At 53.8% G+C, this 16,821-nt stretch carries 20 protein-coding genes and 1 pseudogene; 5 read left to right on the top strand and 16 right to left on the bottom strand.

The window, feature by feature from the left end; genetic code table 11:
- Positions 1-190: 190 nt before the first annotated feature.
- The 7 genes from KYE_RS22065 to merT form a co-directional block, all read right to left on the bottom strand.
- A complete protein-coding gene (locus KYE_RS22065; protein WP_227497861.1) occupies positions 191-340 on the bottom strand; it encodes an MbcA/ParS/Xre antitoxin family protein in 150 nt (49 codons plus the stop codon).
- A 127-nt stretch (positions 341-467) separates the two neighbouring features.
- Positions 468-851, bottom strand: coding sequence for a hypothetical protein (locus KYE_RS16460; protein WP_008175607.1), 384 nt, complete (start codon positions 849-851; stop codon positions 468-470).
- Between the two features lie 774 nt (positions 852-1,625).
- Positions 1,626-2,261, bottom strand: coding sequence for an organomercurial lyase MerB (gene merB, locus KYE_RS16455; RefSeq protein ID WP_008175605.1), 636 nt, complete (start codon positions 2,259-2,261; stop codon positions 1,626-1,628).
- 13 nt (positions 2,262-2,274) lie between these two features.
- Positions 2,275-3,678 carry a mercury(II) reductase gene (gene merA, locus KYE_RS16450; protein ID WP_008175602.1) on the bottom strand — a complete coding sequence of 468 codons (1,404 nt, stop codon included), beginning with the start codon at positions 3,676-3,678 and terminating at the stop codon, positions 2,275-2,277.
- A gap of 5 nt (positions 3,679-3,683) precedes the next feature.
- On the bottom strand, positions 3,684-3,923 hold the full coding sequence (gene merF / locus KYE_RS16445) for a mercury resistance system transport protein MerF (protein WP_008175600.1): 240 nt from the start codon (positions 3,921-3,923) through the stop codon (positions 3,684-3,686).
- Positions 3,924-3,925: 2 nt separating this feature from the next.
- Positions 3,926-4,222, bottom strand: coding sequence for a mercury resistance system periplasmic binding protein MerP (gene merP, locus KYE_RS16440; RefSeq protein ID WP_008175598.1), 297 nt, complete (start codon positions 4,220-4,222; stop codon positions 3,926-3,928).
- A gap of 13 nt (positions 4,223-4,235) precedes the next feature.
- Positions 4,236-4,586 carry a mercuric ion transporter MerT gene (gene merT / locus KYE_RS16435; protein ID WP_008175596.1) on the bottom strand — a complete coding sequence of 117 codons (351 nt, stop codon included), beginning with the start codon at positions 4,584-4,586 and terminating at the stop codon, positions 4,236-4,238.
- Between the two features lie 74 nt (positions 4,587-4,660).
- Between merT and KYE_RS16430 the strand changes: the two genes are divergently transcribed.
- A complete protein-coding gene (locus tag KYE_RS16430) occupies positions 4,661-5,086 on the top strand; it encodes a MerR family transcriptional regulator (RefSeq protein WP_008175593.1) in 426 nt (141 codons plus the stop codon).
- Between the two features lie 212 nt (positions 5,087-5,298).
- Here KYE_RS16430 and KYE_RS16425 read toward each other — a convergent pair whose 3' ends face one another.
- Positions 5,299-6,264 (bottom strand): NYN domain-containing protein, encoded by a 966-nt coding sequence (locus KYE_RS16425; RefSeq protein WP_008175586.1) that lies wholly within the window; start codon positions 6,262-6,264, stop codon positions 5,299-5,301.
- Positions 6,265-6,280: 16 nt separating this feature from the next.
- The gene (locus KYE_RS16420) at positions 6,281-7,267 is read right to left on the bottom strand and encodes a hypothetical protein (RefSeq protein ID WP_008175584.1); all 987 of its coding nucleotides are present in this window, start codon (positions 7,265-7,267) and stop codon (positions 6,281-6,283) included.
- Between the two features lie 61 nt (positions 7,268-7,328).
- On the opposite strand from KYE_RS16420, the gene tnpA reads away from it, so the two are divergent.
- From tnpA to tnpC, 3 genes are all read left to right on the top strand, one after another.
- The gene (gene tnpA / locus KYE_RS16415) at positions 7,329-7,706 is read left to right on the top strand and encodes an IS66-like element accessory protein TnpA (protein WP_008175582.1); all 378 of its coding nucleotides are present in this window, start codon (positions 7,329-7,331) and stop codon (positions 7,704-7,706) included.
- Entirely contained in the window at positions 7,703-8,038 is a 336-nt protein-coding gene (gene tnpB / locus KYE_RS16410) for an IS66 family insertion sequence element accessory protein TnpB (RefSeq protein WP_008175580.1), read from the top strand. Before tnpA ends, tnpB begins: the two co-directional genes overlap by 4 nt.
- Positions 8,039-8,113: 75 nt before the next feature.
- Complete coding sequence (gene tnpC, locus KYE_RS16405; RefSeq protein WP_008175578.1) at positions 8,114-9,658, top strand: IS66 family transposase; 1,545 nt, start codon at positions 8,114-8,116, stop codon at positions 9,656-9,658.
- 250 nt (positions 9,659-9,908) lie between these two features.
- Here the strand turns inward: tnpC and KYE_RS16400 are convergent, their stop codons facing one another.
- From KYE_RS16400 to KYE_RS16375, 7 genes and pseudogenes are all read right to left on the bottom strand, one after another.
- Positions 9,909-10,472 (bottom strand): chlorite dismutase family protein, encoded by a 564-nt coding sequence (locus tag KYE_RS16400; RefSeq protein WP_001097412.1) that lies wholly within the window; start codon positions 10,470-10,472, stop codon positions 9,909-9,911.
- A gap of 23 nt (positions 10,473-10,495) precedes the next feature.
- Positions 10,496-10,858 (bottom strand): cupin domain-containing protein, encoded by a 363-nt coding sequence (locus tag KYE_RS21255; protein WP_001201003.1) that lies wholly within the window; start codon positions 10,856-10,858, stop codon positions 10,496-10,498.
- Positions 10,859-11,059: 201 nt separating this feature from the next.
- Positions 11,060-11,496 (bottom strand): annotated as a pseudogene (locus KYE_RS16395) (IS66 family transposase); the annotation flags it as partial.
- A 271-nt stretch (positions 11,497-11,767) separates the two neighbouring features.
- The gene (locus KYE_RS21580; protein WP_008175577.1) at positions 11,768-12,622 is read right to left on the bottom strand and encodes a hypothetical protein; all 855 of its coding nucleotides are present in this window, start codon (positions 12,620-12,622) and stop codon (positions 11,768-11,770) included.
- Between the two features lie 413 nt (positions 12,623-13,035).
- Positions 13,036-13,356: a hypothetical protein gene (locus KYE_RS21470; RefSeq protein ID WP_139043682.1), complete on the bottom strand. Its 321-nt coding sequence runs from the start codon at positions 13,354-13,356 to the stop codon at positions 13,036-13,038.
- Positions 13,357-13,622: 266 nt separating this feature from the next.
- Positions 13,623-14,830, bottom strand: a protein-coding gene (locus KYE_RS16385; RefSeq protein ID WP_085986446.1) for an IS3-like element ISMaq2 family transposase whose coding sequence is annotated in 2 segments (ribosomal slippage) — positions 13,623-14,503 and positions 14,503-14,830 — 1,209 coding nt in all. Because the reading frame shifts where the segments join, the coding sequence is not laid out codon by codon here.
- A gap of 121 nt (positions 14,831-14,951) precedes the next feature.
- Positions 14,952-15,845 (bottom strand): LysR family transcriptional regulator, encoded by an 894-nt coding sequence (locus tag KYE_RS16375; RefSeq protein ID WP_039882097.1) that lies wholly within the window; start codon positions 15,843-15,845, stop codon positions 14,952-14,954.
- A 159-nt stretch (positions 15,846-16,004) separates the two neighbouring features.
- Here KYE_RS16375 and KYE_RS16370 point away from each other — a divergent pair, with 159 nt between their 5' ends.
- Positions 16,005-16,763: an SDR family oxidoreductase gene (locus KYE_RS16370; RefSeq protein ID WP_008175573.1), complete on the top strand. Its 759-nt coding sequence runs from the start codon at positions 16,005-16,007 to the stop codon at positions 16,761-16,763.
- Positions 16,764-16,821 lie beyond the last annotated feature (58 nt).

The raw sequence follows: 16,821 nt of genomic DNA, 5'->3' as shown, positions 1-16,821 counted from the left end.
GCTACAAGGCGCTGTAGGTGGCCCCGTCGGGTTGGAATGGGGGAGTCCTGACTGCCCATATGATTAGGCGCCTGAAGGCGGTCGTAAGGCTCGTCACCATGCTGTTGCTCCTGTGCCGCAGCAAAAAGTGCAGGATGCCATCGTCCAGGCCGCTAAAGACTACGAAATTCAATCAATCCCTTCCCTTTGGTTATTGAGAAAAGAACTCGAGGTAGCGTAGAACCTCCCGAAAGCCCTCAATCGAACTCAAGCGATCAATCGGTCTGCATTTGAATGCTTCATTGGGCGTTCTCAACCAGTGAGCCAGGTTGTCTCGATCGTTCCCGATGACGGCGTGCATTCGATGGTAGAGCGCTTTAAACAATATGCAAACGTCCTCCCGCGGACAGTTCGCTAGAAGGGCATTTTCCGGCAGCTCCTCTCTGCAGACACCTAGCTGCTCCGCTATATCCTGGATGCTTAGGTCTTTACCAGAGTCCATTTTTCAATTGCTCCAGGCTCTCATAGACTTTTTTTAGGGAATCAATCTCACCGGTCAAAACGAAATCGAGAGGCCGCCGACCAAAATACGGGGAATTCTGGTTAGCCGCGGTCATAAAGCCGAGGTGATTCTCCGGGTTCTGAAAGACCTCTCTGAGAGACGCGTGAATATTCAGAAGATAAGAAATCGTCACCAACTGGCGCTCTGTCAACGCCTTGAGTTCCTCAGTTGAGTCAAAAGTGTTTTGGTCAACGTCGAGGATGCGGCTTTGATCTGAGTCTTCGACCCCCCAGCCCTTCATGATCCGAGACGCCGCCTTCAGGCCCGCCTGACGTTGTTGGAGTGTTTTTTGTTCGGATGTAGGACTCATCACTGACTGGGTAGGCTCCTCAAAAAGCCATTCGTTTCTGTGGTGTTACGTTGCCACAGAAACGACGGGAAGAACACCATCGATCGGAAAGGTGCGTGCCCTGAGCGGAGAGAGCGAAACAGTGGTTAGGTTAAAAGCCGCTTTCCTCTGTCCCCTGAGGCCAGGTTCCAGTCGATTTCAAAGGTGCAATTAATAATACAATGCCAACTCAGTGCGTTACCTCGATGACTCATTCCGTTGTCAGCACTACCTGGGGCTATGCGGATAGTTCTGCCTCGGGCACTTATCGGGTCGGGAAATGTATTGCGTTATAAAGCGCGGGCTGAGATACAAGCCAAGCTCACCTTGAGTCTTGGCACTTTTATGGGGGCTCATCATCGCGCTTGGCCGCTAGTTACGAGCGGCAACTACTCACAAAGGTGCTGAGCCACTGTGATTCCCGCTCAGACGGCTTCAGTCCGTACCTAAACAGAAGCGAACATTCGATGCATCCCCAATTACCGGTCTTCTCACTCCCCGAAACGGGCAAAAATCGCCTTTCAAGACCCCGGCAATGGAACGGGCGGACACACGGTTCTGGCACGTCGATCGCCAGTGTAATGGGTGCATGTCCGGTTGTTCGGGTGAGGCACCACAGGAATACACCAATCGCATGTCCAGATAATTCCTGATTTGATGCACAGACAGGGTGCAGCGACGGAACGCTTTGGAAATGACATGGCCTAGCTCCTGGGTGCTGACCTACGTTCAAGATTGGTATCGAACATTCAGGTATTAAAGGTCATGTTGGTAACGCCTTGCTCTGTCGAGCATAAGGTGCGCAATCCGCTGTCCCAGTTCGAAACCTTCCTGCACAGTCACCAGCTGCGCGCTTGGTTTATCTCGCCCCCAGGCCTCCCCGGCCTGTCGAGAGGCAAAGAAAAGGACATCGCAACAAAACGCACTTCGAATGTCTCCCGATGCGGCCACCGACACTAAAGAGACGACCGCGTCCTCCGGCTCAAGCGAAACCACTCTCTGTGGCGTAATCGTCATGTTGATCGGGTTGTTCGTCTGCGGGCAACGCGATTGCACCTGCGCCCGTTCGCCAATAACGGTTGGAAACATCAAGGCATCCAGTGCACACCAGGTGTAAAGGGGCCGATCGTTGATGACAAATGCATGCGGGGTTTCTCGCAGTGTGATGCCGGAGCCGATCAGCCGTCCCTGGCCGTCGTACTCGATGGTCCCGCAGGGCAGTTTTTCCAGCACCAACTCTGCCTCATCAGTCGTCCAGTTGAGCGACTTCGCGAGCCGCTCAACAGTGACCGGTTGTCCCAGGGCAAGCTCGCGCAACAGCGTCACATGAAGCGCGGCTTCCCTTTCGCCGGTCAGACCCAGCCGTTCCACGATCTCATCCATGTTATACATTGGCGGCACCGTCTTATCCCGCACAGCACGACAATTGCTTCACGTCCTTGGTGAAGGTTTGGGCACAGAGCTTGAGCCCCTCCACCATGGTCAGGTACGGGAACAGCTCATCGGCAATGTCGTTCACGGTCATACGCGCACGCAGCGCCATGACGGCCGTCTGGATCAGCTCACCGGCTTCGCCCGCGACGGACTGGACACCCAGCAATCGTCCGCTGCCACGCTCAGCGACCATCTTGATGAAGCCCCCGGTATCGAAGTTAACCAGGGCCCGGGGCACGTTATCGAGGGTCAGGGTGCGGCTGTCGGTGTCGTATCCCTGAGCCTGGGCCTCCGCCTCGGACAGACCGACGGTGGCCACTTGTGGATCGGTAAAGATCACCTCGGGCATGGCGCTGAGGTCGAGGCTGGCGTCACCGCCGGTCATGTTAATGGCGGCCCGACTACCACCGGCGGCAGCCACGTAGACGAACTGGGGTTGATCGGTGCAGTCCCCGGCTGCATAAATGCCGGACGCGGTCGTTTGCAGGTGGTTGTCGATCCGGATCGCGCCGCGCTCGGTAGCCACGCCGACGGCCTCCAGGTTCAGGTTCTCGGTATTGGGTGTGCGGCCACTGGCCACCAGCAGTTGCTCCGCCTCCAGGGTGCCGGCGTTGGTTTGGAGGGTGAACACCCGGCCATTGTGGGTAATCTCACTGGCCTGGGTCTGCTTGAGCACCTCGATGCCCTCGCGACGGAAGGCCGCTTCCACGGCTTCACCCACCGCCGGGTCTTCCTGAGACAGCACCCGGCTGCGGGCCAGAATGGTGACCCGACTGCCAAGGCGGGCAAAGGCCTGAGCCAGCTCGATGGCCACCACCGAGGCACCAATCACAACGAGGCGCTCGGGAATGTGATCCAGCTCCAGCGCACTGGTGGACGTGAGATAGGGCGTCTCGGATAGCCCCGGAACAGGCGGTTCGGCGGGCCGGGCACCGGTGCCGATAAAGGCCCGGTCGAAGTGCACCGTCTGCTCGCCGCCGTCGTTGAGCGTAACCGTCAGTGTGCGCTCGTCCACGAACCGCGCCTCGCCCTTGAGGACGGTAATCGCGGCATTGTCATTGAGAATGCTCTGGTACTTGGACTCGCGCAGCTCCTCCACCCGGGCCTGTTGCTGAGCCAGAAGGGCTGAACGATCCACCACCGGTGCCTGGGCACTCAGTCCGTCGTCAAACGGGCTTTCCCGGCGAAGGTGGGCGATATGCGCCGACCGGATCATGATTTTGGACGGTACGCAACCAATGTTGACGCAGGTTCCGCCGATGGTGCCGCGCTCAATCAGCGTCACCCGGGCACCGCGCTCCGTCGCTTTCAGGGCCGCAGCCATGGCACTGCCACCGCTGCCAATCACCGCAATGTGCAGGTTGTTGTCACTCATAAACGTTACTCCTTGGTTGAAGGGCTATCGCAGCAGGCGTCGTGTTTCTTTTTACGCCAGACGGCATAGCAGGTCAGGCCAATAAAAAAGACCAGTGCGGGCAAAAGCACGTAGTCGAGATAGCCGGTGAGGGCTGCCAGGCCTAAGGTTCCCAGCAAAACCACCAGTATTGGGGTAAAGCAGCACAGGGCGACCAGCACCGTGCCGATGACGCTCACCCGCAACAGGGTTTTGGGGTTTGCCATGGTTACTCCTGTTTTGCCTGAGATTGTTTCAGCGTGGACGGATAGCCGGCGTTGGTGGTGGCTTGCGTCAGTGCCTCAACGGTCGTTTTCTCGTCGTCGAAGGTGACCGTCGCATCGCGTTCTTCATAACGAACATCCACAGAGGTCACGCCCTCCACCCGGTTGAGAGCGGCCTTGACGGTGATCGGGCAGGCCGAACAGGTCATGCCAGGGACTGACAGGGTGACGGTTTGTGGTGCTGCCAGGGCCGGCAGGCTAACGAACAGGAATAACGCTGTGGCGATCAGTGATTTTTTCATGGTGCTATGCCTCTCAGTAAAATAGGGGTAAAACATAAGGGAACGCCAGCGCAGTCAGAATGAGCAGCGCGACAATCCAGAAAACAACCTTGTAGGTTGTGCGTACTTGCGGCACCGCGCAAACATCGCCCGGCTGGCAATCCTGTGCAGGCCGGTATATCCGGCGCCAGGCAAACACCATGGCCACCAGTGCCGCACCGATGAACCAGGGCCGATAGGGTTCCAGGGCGGCCAGATTGCCGATCCAGGCGCCTGAAACTCCTAACGCGATTAAAACCAGGGGACCAAGACAGCAGGCGGATGCCAGGACGGCGGCAACGCCCCCTGCGATCAGCGAACCGCGACCGGATTTGGGCTCAGACATTACGTTGGCTCCTTTCATGAGATGGATGACTGAGATAAGGTTACTCCCGTAGTCAGCTACGGAATCAACCCCCTATGTCCAAGAAACCACGTTCAATGACCATTGGCGCCCTGGCCAAGGCCGCCAATATCGGAGTGGAAACCATCCGCTATTACCAGCGCCGGGGACTGGTGGCAGAGCCTGACAAACCCTATGGAAGCATCCGCCATTACGACGATCAGGCGTTGGCGCGTCTTCAGTTCATTCGAACGGCCCAATGGTTGGGCTTCAGCCTGGATGAAATCGGAGGACTGCTAACACTGCAAGACGGCACCCATTGCGATGAAGCACGGGTACTGGGCGGACAGAAGCTCGCCAAGGTGCGTGAGAAAATTTCAAGTCTGCGGCGTATCGAGCGAACGCTGGAGGGGCTGGTGCAGGCATGTTGCACTGAGCAGGGTGACGTGAAGTGCCCGCTCATTACGTCTCTTTATAAGGGCGTAGAGGAAAACACGTCGTGAGCTTATCTACGAGAGCCAACTTCTCTGCCGGGGTCGGTTATGGCAACCAGCAAGGGGGCCGATCCGGTCGGCATCATACGTCGCCGCTTATCCCCGAGCCTACGCCAAATCTAAACGTTCGCTTTGCGACCTGAGTTATCACAAGATCCTACGAAAAAGCGGGTGCTGCAACCTCCTAAATGCGGGGCCGAGACGGCCCCTTCTGTTAGCGATTACAGTTGAGCCATTTCATTTTCCACAAACGAATCACTTATGACCTCGATTTCCTTGGCCTTACCGTTCTGATCAGAGGAATGCTCTGCCGCAGGCTCTGGATGTTTAGCCACTACGAAGCGGACCTTATCACCAGACTTCAGCCGACGATCCCTTTGTTCCTGAATCACATTTACCTTCGCGAAGTAATACGATCCGTGGGCAGCATCAATGAACCCATAATGCCCAAGCCAGCGCCTAACCACTCCTTCTGTGACCTGATTTGTCTCTTCCGGCACAGCACCATGTTTAAGAGATATAAAGCAGCGGTCGTGTGTCTCACTTTCCATTTCAAATAAATGAGCATTAGCCTTTATTAAGGCCTTTAAAGATGGGAATGAGTAACTACGAGGGTCAAACGCCGGATCAAGCTTTTTGAGCTGAGTTCCGAGCTGCCCTAGGTACACAGCCTCCCCATCGCTATCTGTCGCCCGATAAGCTCTGATCAACAACTCTTCGAGAGATTGTTCTTCTGCTACAACTGGCTCGGGCTCGTCTTTCTCAAGCAGATCAGTGTAAACGAAATGATGGCAAGCTCTTCTAAGTCTTGTCGGAGTATTTCTCTTACCTATGCCCATCACGTAAAGCCCCTTTTCGCGAACTCGCTGGGCAAGTGTATGAAAGCCGCCATCGGATGAAACAATACACACCGCATCGATCCTTGGATTGCTAATGGTTAGTTCAATAGCATCCATTATCAGCGCATGGTCAGCGGCATCTTTACCATAGTTGAACTGGTGCACGGGGCGGGCACCAGTCTCATGTAGAATTTCTTTCCAGCCCGCCCTGTGAGGCTGAGTCCAATCGGCGTAAACCCTCTGTATAGCTACGTCACCATTTTTCTCTACTTCCCGGACGACCCCTTTAAAGTCCTTAGGGCTAATGTTTTCGCCGTCAACAAGTACTGCAAAAGTTTTACTTTTCATTGTCGTCGTCCTTGCATCAGTGGTCTGCTTCAAAACAAAGGCGGAAGCCTATTTTTATGTGTTTGGCTTTTCCGGTGCTACTGGCTGGAACAAGATCTCGATTCAATGAATCTGATCCATAGATAGAAACTAGAGATTTCGAACGGACGGCTGCTGCCATTTTTCCGTTCGGGTTTTCATATAGCCACTCTGCGAAGTTGTCCGAATTCACAAAATGTAGCCCTTGTTGATTGCTAACGAGCTCGGGTTGATTTCTAAACCTACACTGTAGATTCTGGAAAGATGTCTCATTCATATAGGGAGGGTGCGCACCGTAATTCCGGCCGGATGATTCGTCAAAAAACTCCAAAAGCTCGTTGGACCTTGAGTCAGGTGCACCCGCTAAGCCCCTTGGCACTCGTCCAGAAGTTGGACTGCGAAGTTCTAAATACTCAGCGATTTTCAGCAGTCTTACAGGAAGCTGATAGACGTCTTCAAAGTACTTTGCGTAAGCACAAGCATCAAACCATGTCACGGTTGCCGGGGCTTCGAGTTGGTCCACATTCATACTGACAAGCCTGTCCATCTTGAATGCATTTTCCAGGCGTTCCCGCGCGCTGAAATAGTCGGACCTCTGGTTTGAAAACTTAGCGAGCTCTGAAATGGGAACGAGATTGGAGACGTAAAGACGTTTGCCGTCGAGCTGGACGATATTAAAGGCCAGAGGGCAGTCTTTTTTTACTTCTGATCGTGCTGAGGGCGGATGATAAAGTTTGCGCTTTAAGAGGGAGGCTCGAAGTATTTCAAGTTCGCCCGGATAGTCAGCTAGCGAGCCGCCACCGGCATAATAATCTTGCTCAGCGAGATGCTCGGCCTGCTCACGCCATCCGCTGAATTCGAAATAGTACCAGCGCAGGAAATGATAAGCTTCATTCATCTGTGCGGGAACATCTGATCTCTTTAGAAACGGGTCGTAAATCTGATGCTCGAAGGCCGCTGAGCGGTAAGCGTCCGGTGATCCCATCTTGAGCCTGGCGCTGCCGTCGTCAGGATAGTGTCCACTTATTTTCTAGTGGACACTTAACATGAACGAATTAAGCGTAACCAAACCCTGCCAACGCCGTCGCCGGTTTTCCCGGGAATTCAAAGCCGGGATTGTCGCCCAGTGCCGAGATCCGGGCGCATCCGTCTCCCGGATCGCTCTGTGTAATGGCCTCAACGCCAACATGGTCCGACGCTGGATCAAGGAGGCGCGACGAGTGCCTAAAGCACCAGCGACAACGCCGGAGTTCGTGCCGGTCAATCTGCCAGCAGCAACTTCAGCACGGAGCCACCACTCGGTCTCGGACAAGCGTAGCACCATCCGCATCGAGATTCCCCGCGCCAGTGGCGCGGTTGTCGTGGAGTGGCCTGCGGAGCAGGCCCACCAGTGTGCCGCCTTGTTGCGGGATCTGTTGGGATGATCCGCATTGATGAGATCTGGCTGGCCACCGAACCGCTGGACATGCGGGCGGGACCGGATAAAGCTCTGGCACGAGTCGTTCAGGTCTTCGGTTCGGCCAGACCCCATTGCGCCTACCTGTTTGCCAACAAGCGAGGCAACCGGATGAAGGTGCTGATCCATGATGGCCTCGGCATCTGGCTGTGTGCCCGTCGTCTAAACCGGGGCAAGTTCCACTGGGGCGAATCCTGGCGAGGCAAACAGTTATGTCTGACCGAAGAACAGTTATCCGCCCTCGTTCAGGGCCTGCCATGGCAACGTATTGGGGCCGATGGCGTCATCTCAATCCTGTAACCACAAGCTGAGCAATACCGCCATAGCCAGAACTGCGAATCGCTTGCAGTACAAGGGCTTGGCATACTAAGGGGCATGACTCAGCGCCCCGACATCAACCAACTCTCTGCCGGTCAGCTCCGTGCTCTCGCTACGGAACTGTTTGATCGTGTTGATAACAAAGAGCGGGCTCTGGTGCACCGTGATGCGGTCATCGAGAAGCTGACCCACGAAGTGGCCATTCTCAAGCGCCATAAGTACGCCCGGCGTAGCGAGCAGCTGGACGCGGTTCAGGGAAAACTGCTGGACGAACTGATCGACAGCGACCTGGCCTCCATCGAGGTCGAACTGGAACAGGCGATGACCGAGGAGCAGAAAGCCGCTCGGCCAAAGCAGCAACCCAAACGCACACCGCTGCCACCGGAACTGCCCCGCACCCTGATCCACCACGAGCCAGAAAATACTCAATGCCAGTGTGGCTGCCAGCTCAAGCGCATTGGCGAAGACGTCAGCGAGAAGCTGGATTATGTCCCGGGTGAGTTCACCGTTGAACGTCACATCCGGGGCAAATGGGCCTGCGACAGCTGCGAGACGTTGATCCAGGCACCGGTGCCACCGCAGGTGATCGACAAAGGCATCCCCACCGCTGGCCTGCTGGCCCAGGTGCTGGTGGCCAAGTATGCCGACCATCTGCCGCTGTACCGTCAGGAACGCATGTTCGGCCGTGCCGGCCTGGAAATCCCGCGCTCCACCCTGGCCGAATGGGTGGGTGCCTGTGGTGTGCAGTTGCAGCCGCTGGTGGATGCGTTGAGAAATACTCTGCTGGAACACAGTGTTCTGCATGCCGATGAAACCCCGGTCAGCATGCTGGCCCCGGGCAAGAAGAAAACCCACAAGGCCTACGTCTGGGCCTACTGCACCACACCGTTTGCCGACCTGAAGGCAGCTATTTACGACTTCGCACCCAGCCGTGCAGGCGAACACGCCCGAACCTTCCTGGGTGACTGGCGGGGCAAGCTGGTCTGTGATGATTACGCTGGCTACAAGGCCGGGTTCGGCAACGGCATTACCGAAATCGGCTGTATGGCCCACGCCCGGCGCAAGTTCTATGACCTGCACGAGGCCAACAAGAGCGAATTGGCGGCCAAGGCCTTGGAATACATCGGTGGACTCTACGAGATCGAGCGGGAAACCAAAGATCTGCCACCGGATATGCGGCGGGAAATCCGGCAAACCAAAGCCAAACCCCTTGCCGATGCGCTGCATCAGTGGATGCTGGCCCATCGCCAGAAAGTGCCGGATGGCTCCGGCACGGCCAAAGCCCTGGATTACAGCCTCAAACGTTGGGAAGCGCTGACGCGCTACCTGGACGATGGCGCTGTGCCCATCGACAACAACTGGGTGGAAAACCAGATCCGACCCTGGGCGCTGGGGCGCAGCAATTGGCTGTTTGCGGGTTCACTGCGCAGTGGTCAACGTGCGGCTGCGGTCATGACCCTAATACAGTCAGCGAAGCTGAATCGGCATGATCCCTATGCCTACCTGAAGGATGTGCTGACTCGCCTGCCGACACAGAAGAACAACGCCATCGACGAGCTATTGCCCCACAACTGGAAACCGGCCATACCTAACAAGGTGTAGGCCGGACGTGTATGGAGAGCCTTCTTCGAAAGCTGGACAAGGTGCCAACTCTAGACGGCAGGATATGCCCTGGGAGATCGATGAGAGAAAGAGGAGGCCATAAGTAGAAAATTTCCCAAGCGACTGGTGGCTCGCTAGGCATACGTGTCGTGTTACTCCTAAGTTATTAGACACACTAGATTTTCCGGGCTTTGCTGGGCTGCGGGTGTCGCAGGTGTATGCCGCACGGAGATCGCAGTTAAACCTGATACTAGGCCGGCTCATGCACTAGCCGGATGTCGATTTCTCTGTCGACATACTTCCACTCCACCGAGGCCCGGAGTTCGGCCAAAAGCCTGTTAAAGCCCGGCTCATCAGACGGGGAATATTCGAACCACGTCAAGAAGTCGAAGGGTTCGCTCTCGCCCAGGTCCCGACAATGGTGGAGACGACGGGCCACAGCAGGGAGATATTGGAGCCCAATGTGAATGTGACGGGACTGCTCCTCAAAAATCTTCCGGCGTTCGTCTTGAGCCAGTCCCCACCATGAGGGGTTTTTCCGGATAGGGATCAGGGCGGCACAGGTGGCCTCTGCTCGACCCAAACTTGGCTGCTTCGCCACGAGACGATCCTTCTCTTCACGCACGACATAACGCTCGTTACTCGTTATCCCGCGAAGAAGCCATTTGGTGCCCAAAGGCTGCGGCGAAACAGAGCCAGCGGCTACGTCGAGCCGGGGGATTCCAGGGAGAGGGGCTCCCGCCACGGCATCCATCCGAACAACGCGCCAAACACCCGTTTCTCCACCAGCGAACGTAAATAATCGTGTATTCATCAGTTTCCTCTCAGGCCTTTCGCCTATTTCTCAGCCAACGCAAAACCGGCATTGCCCGGCGCAACCACTGAAACAAATATAAAAGGTTCGGGGCCAGAGTTCATTGCACCATGTACCTGCCCAGGTTTTGCGATCGCAATATCTCCAGCTTTAAGATGAGTGACTATGCCGTTACCTTGATGATATTCGGCTTCACCTGAGATAACCGTCCAAGTATCTTGGCCGTGAGGATGTACATGGGAAGCTATTTCCTGCCCAGGGTGGGCGTGCCAAACAACGACGACAGAGTCATTGGTTTCCAGAACAACCGAACGAATCGGTTCGCCGTTAGACGGACGAACATATTCATCCACCGAAAAAATCCGCGATTCAGTTTCTGCTCTCATGTTCACACCCATTTAAAACTGATTGGACACGTACTCTAAACGCAACTGCGCCTGGACAGCACATGAAGATATGTACCTAAGCGCCCTTCGGGAAAACTATGCTCTGGCGCACAGAGACCGTCAATACTCCGTCGTGGGTAGGCATGACATAACGGGAGGAGACGGGCGACGCTTTGGTCATATGTACATGAGAAGGTGGCTCGCCCGCTCGGCAGGGTTGTTGTCGATGGGCAGGTGTCCCCCTTTCGATGTAGCGGATCAGCTTTAACCAGTTGCTCGCAAGGCAATTGATTGCTTGCCCAAGGCACTTTGACGACGTGACCTGGGGAGGGGTTTTGTCCAGCCTAGCTTTCAGTTGCTCCAGGAAAGCCTGGCTTTGCGACTGGCGCGTCTGGTATCGCTGGGCATCGCCCGCCTCTTCCATGTCGCGCTCGATGCCGTAGAGCTTGTTGATAAGAGTCAGTGCCATCTCCGCTCGGCCGATCTTGCCCTTGGATTGAGTTTTCTGATGAACTTGCGCCGCGCATGCCCAGCAACCTATACGCTCGACGCCTTTCTGCCTCCAGGAGGCGCTGCGGCACCTCCTGGGTACGGCTAGCGGTGTAATTGAACAGGATGACCGGAAGATTTGGTGGGCCACCGCGATCTCCTCAGTAGCTATAGCCAAACAGGTTGGGTATGAGAAGTTCAAGGGGGGGCGAGCAAAGCCCCCGTTCCAATTGATTCTCTATTCCACACAAATGGCGATATAAGCCGGCGGGTGATGACGACCCTGGAAGCTCTGGCATCGAGAGTGGATGTCTACTCCATCGACGAGGCGTTTCTGGATCTGACCGGAATCGACCGGGTGGTAAGCTTCGAGCCTTTTGGTCGGCAGGCGATTTGGCTCAAGGTGGAATCACCGGACGGTTACGCTGAGCGTAGGCCTGGAACGACAAAATCGTACTTTCCATCTGCTCCTTTAAGAAACACCAAGCGATCATTAAATGGAATGACTTCGACCCAGCCTCGTTCGCTACTTTCTATTTCTTCGCGAAAAAGGTCCGCCAGTTTAACTGTTCCTTGGTATTCCTCCGCGAAGCAATCAGGATCATAACTTTGAGGACAATACAGCTTTGGTAAAGAGCTGTTATCCGAGGCTGGCTCTACTAGAAAGTCTCCTAGCAGATTAAAGCTCGGATAAATGCACTCAAAATAGAAACCACTGACTACCATATCCCTGGTTCGCCTAGAGGAGTCGCCAAAATTAGAGTCGGGACCTTGCTTTGCCTTCCCTATTAACTCATAAAATCTGGTAGAGCCAATTGACGGGATCCCGCCGAATTGGCGATACATAGTCCTATTGAACGTCCATTTTCCATCATCATAATGAGCGTGATAGTCAAAGTTATGACCGGTAAATAGCTTTTTGGGAAGAGGCGACCCCGATTGAAATAGCCGCCCGCAAACCTGCTCGACTGTTAGTTTAAGCGGGACCATTGCGTCGGCGGGCTTTCCGGCTGGATGCAACAGATCAGCCCTGAAATGCAGGCCGTTATGCTCCATGAAAGGCTTTATGGAATCAGAGTAAATTTCGCGATATTCCGAAAACCCGCCTTTAAAGCCGAGCTCTTTGACTACGAGGTTGAGCAACGAATTGTGTTTGATTTTTTCGCGATCTCTCAAACAGTTCTTTGCTGAATTCTTGAGTTCTTCAGGGGAAAGTCCGCGCAGCGGCAGAATATGAAACTTCTTAGTGGGTAAATAACGAACGACGTTAGACATTTCTCATTCTCATTGTGATGCTCCCAGCATTGTTGAAAGCTGGAGTGCCTGAGCAAAATAGAAACGAGAACAAGTGAATCTGAGGAGCAAGAGAATGTTGCTTTTCAGAGGAGGGCTTTTGTTTGATGAGACACTAACACCAACCGCAGGGAACCCTATACCTTTCGAAGGATACTATCGGCGTTGATTGTGCTGGTCAACCCTTTGACGCTTCAGCGGAAGATAATCATAGTGGACTTCCCCCGATACGCGTGACACACCCTAGCCTCAAAAGGAGGACTTCGGAATCGGATCTGAATGTTCGCTTTGCGACCAGGCCGGCCCCCTCGAGTTCATTAACAAAAGCCAGATCTAGGGTCGAATGACTCAACGCCGCCTTGTAGACCTAACCGAAAAACCTTCGAGGCAAATAGTCAGTGGTTTTGATCTGAGTGAATGGAGCTCGGGCGGCCTTGCTCTTCCCCAGAACCGCCCAAAGCCAACTGAAATAGATCTCTTAAAAAGTTCCCTTTCGCCTCCTCTTCAAAGAACCCTTTAGGCACACCGATGTCTTCTTCCAAACGATGCATTTGCGCTCTTCCGTTCTTCTGAGCGAGAGTTGATTTGATCCAGCTCCGATAACGATTTCGTCTGTAAGCTAATGAAAAAGCCGACTGCTTCATGCCACAGCGTTGGCTTTTGTCGACAAGATGCTCACAGAAACCGACGCCACCTTTTTGATGGTCGACCGTCAAAAAGGTGGGCGGGCACTGGAACGACGCATATCCTTTTGTGCGATTACACCAGCCTTCAGGCTTTTATGGCGTTGCTTCGCGACCATTAGGGCGCCATCGACTGGATGAAACAGGGTTTAACAACGGCTTTTTCGAATTAGCGACGGGTGTTGAAGTCCTGAACTATATCCATTCACTTATGGACGAAGTATTTATTCCATCGAAGCGTGTCCGGTTTAAATGGGGGCTACTACACTGTAGTTGCCCCCGCTAAACCGGACACCACCTCATTCGTTTGATGCCAGTTCCGCCCGGTACTCCCAGGGCGATTTCATTTTCAGCCCCTTGTGCGGGTGGCTGCGGTTATAGTCCTCGATCCATTCCGGCAACCTGGCCATCACCGTGGCGGCATCAGGAAGATCGTTCAGGTACACATAGTCCCGCTTGAACGTCTTCACGAAGGCCTCAGCCATGCCGTTGCTCTGAGGGCTTCTCACCGGTGTGGTACACACTGCAAAGCCCAGAGAGGACGCGAAGGCTCGCGTTTCTTTGGCAATGTAGCAGCTGCCATTGTCCGTCAGCCATTCCAGCGGATGAGGCACTCGCTCTGACTGGCCGAACCGGTATTCCAGGCTTTCCAGTAGTAGGTCCTGAACCATCTCACCGGTGATGCCACCAGTGGTCGCTACATAGCGCATCAACTCGCGATCACAGCAGTCCAGGCTGAAGGCTACACGGACAACCTCCTTGTTCCAGCAGCGGATCTCAAAGCCGTCTGAGCACCAGCGAAGGTCTGGCTTCAACGTAATGATCTGGCCGTTGTGACAGCGCTCCTGAGGTCGGCCCGTATACCGGGGCAACAGCAGCCCATCCTGCTTCATCAGTCGATACACGCGCTTGTGGTTTACTCGCTCATCGTTGGCTGCGAGCAACCGATTCAGTCGAGCCGTGATCCTTCGATAGCCATTGGCAGCACGGGCCTCGCACAGCTCACGGATAAACGGTAAATGCCGTTCATCGTCCTGTTTGCTGTATCTCGGGCTTCGGCCTTTCTGGCGACCATGAAGGCGATCCAACAGATTGGAGCGCGATACCTTCAGCACTTCAGCAACCCGCTTCAGAGGGTATCGTCCGGTGGCAGCAACGGCATGCGCGAGATCAACTTTTTTGACTGAGCCACCTCCAGGGCTTCCCGGAGTATTTCAGCTTCCATCGTCTTGCGGCCCAACATCCGCTCCAGCTCCCGAACCTTTTTGTTCAGAGCCTTCACCTCGGATGCACTGACAACCTCATCACCGGACTCAATCGCGGACATGCCACCGTCTTTCATCAGCTTCTTCCAACGGAACAACAGACTTGCTGATATACCATGACGCCGGGCTACAAGCGATACTGACATGCCTGGCTGCTCACACTCCGCAACCATGAATGCCTTCTCCTGTGCGGAATACCGGCGACGGCGCTGCACTCCGGTTATGACTTCGATTCTCTCCACCTTGGACACTCCTTTGCACTAGGTCTATGCCTAGGCCTTTGCTTCTACCAAGGTGTCCGGTTTAAATGGGGGCTACTACATAATGTAGTATTCGCACTTTATGAATATTACTTTTGTGCCATTAGCGGACACTAAATCTTGTCACCAAGTGATCAAAAACCAATCGAACACGTTGTGGTACTGGACCACGTTGAGGGCGATAAATAAATAAATCCCAAGGCACAGGCTCGGCCTCTTCTAACACTCTCACAAGTTTTTCTTGGCGTAATAAGTCTTGGGCCAAAAAGTCAGGAATTTGAGCAAATCCCAGTCCATTTTGTACACCCATTAATTCAGCTTCGGCGTCGGCACTTCGAAAACGTGTTATGGATGGCGTCCACTGTCTGTCCATGGAAAAAACCCATGGCCAAAGCTTTCCCGTATTGCGATCTACTAACCCTGTAACCGGCAAGTGGTTTAGATCTTCAATAGAAGAAGGCCTTCCCACTCTATCTATTAAGTCAGGCGAAGCCACGACATACAGATTAATTTTGGCGAGCTGGCGGGCAATAAACCGACTATCCCTCATGAAGCCGATACGAATCCCAATATCTATTTTTTCGTCAACGACATCCACGCGCTCGTCACTGAGTGTCAGGTCTATATCAAGTTGAGGATGTGCTGTTGAGAGTTCCATTAATGCTGGCATCAAGCATTTATGACCAAAACCAACAGGCGCTGCGATACGAACCCGCCCTTGTAATTCATTACCCGAGTCAGGGGTACTTGTTTGAAACAATTCATCTACAGCGCGCAGGCGTTCTTTTGCGATCACAGCAAATTTTTCTCCAACCAGGGTCACTTGTATGTGTCGCGTATTTCGATGAAATAAAAGCTCCCCTTGCAATCGCTCTAACTCCTTCACTGCTCGCGTCACTGCCTGAGGAGAAATTCCCAGACGGTTAGCCGCTTCTTTAAAGCTGCGAGACTCTGCAGCAGTACAAAATATCCGGAGCATTTCCAATCTGTTAAGCATCACAGTCACACTCAGGCTTGGTATGAATACACAAATATTATTCCAAATTCTGGAATTGTCAAATCAAAACGTTTCCATTTATTGGTTTTTGAAGGTGAGGAATAATTTGCTTGTCAGTTAGACATAGTCATTCATTCAACTGATTTGAGGATATTAACTATGAGTAGTGTTTCAGCAAACAACATCAGCGGTAAGGTCGTTGTGATCACTGGTGGTAGCAGCGGTTTAGGCGAGACCACGGCAAGACATTTAGCCAGTCTTGGCGCATCTGTTGTTTTAGGTGCCCGACGCATCGACAAGCTTGAAGCTATTGCTGCTGACATACGTACAGCGGGCGGAAAAGTTGCGGTTCAAGCGACAGATGTGACTAGCCAGGACGAAGTGAAGGCCCTTGTAAATCTTGCACAAGAGCGTTTCGGTAAAGTTGATGTGGTTATCAATAATGCAGGGTTAATGGCTATTGCACCGTTAGCTGAGACTCGAGTTGACGAATGGGATCGCATGATTGACATCAACGTTAAAGGTCTGCTGTATGGAGTAGCCGCAGCGCTTCCGATCTTTCAGGAACAGGAATCCGGCCACTTTATCAATATTTCGTCCGTAGCGGGCATCAAAGTATTCAGTCCCGGCGGCACGGTTTATAGCGGAACCAAATTCGCTGTTCGCGCTATTGCCGAAGGCTTGCGCCATGAAGTTGGAGGTAAAATTCGTTCAACAATCATTTCACCAGGTGCAGTCGAATCTGAATTAAAACATGGAAGTTCAGATGCTCAGGGTGCAGCCTTTGTAAAAGATTTTTATCAGCAAAATGAAATTCCATCTGAATCTGTTGCTCGTGCTATCGCATACGCAATTGAGCAGCCTGCGGATGTGGATATCAACGAGATTGTTCTGCGCCCAACGGTTCAAGAATTTTAATTCGTTGAATAAAAGACCTATTAACCAGCGGGTGATTTAACCACCCGCTGAATATTCA

This window comes from Marinobacter manganoxydans MnI7-9, from assembly GCF_000235625.1.
Classification (GTDB): Bacteria; Pseudomonadota; Gammaproteobacteria; order Pseudomonadales; family Oleiphilaceae; genus Marinobacter; species Marinobacter manganoxydans.
This window is presented reverse-complemented; position numbering and strand designations above follow the sequence as displayed.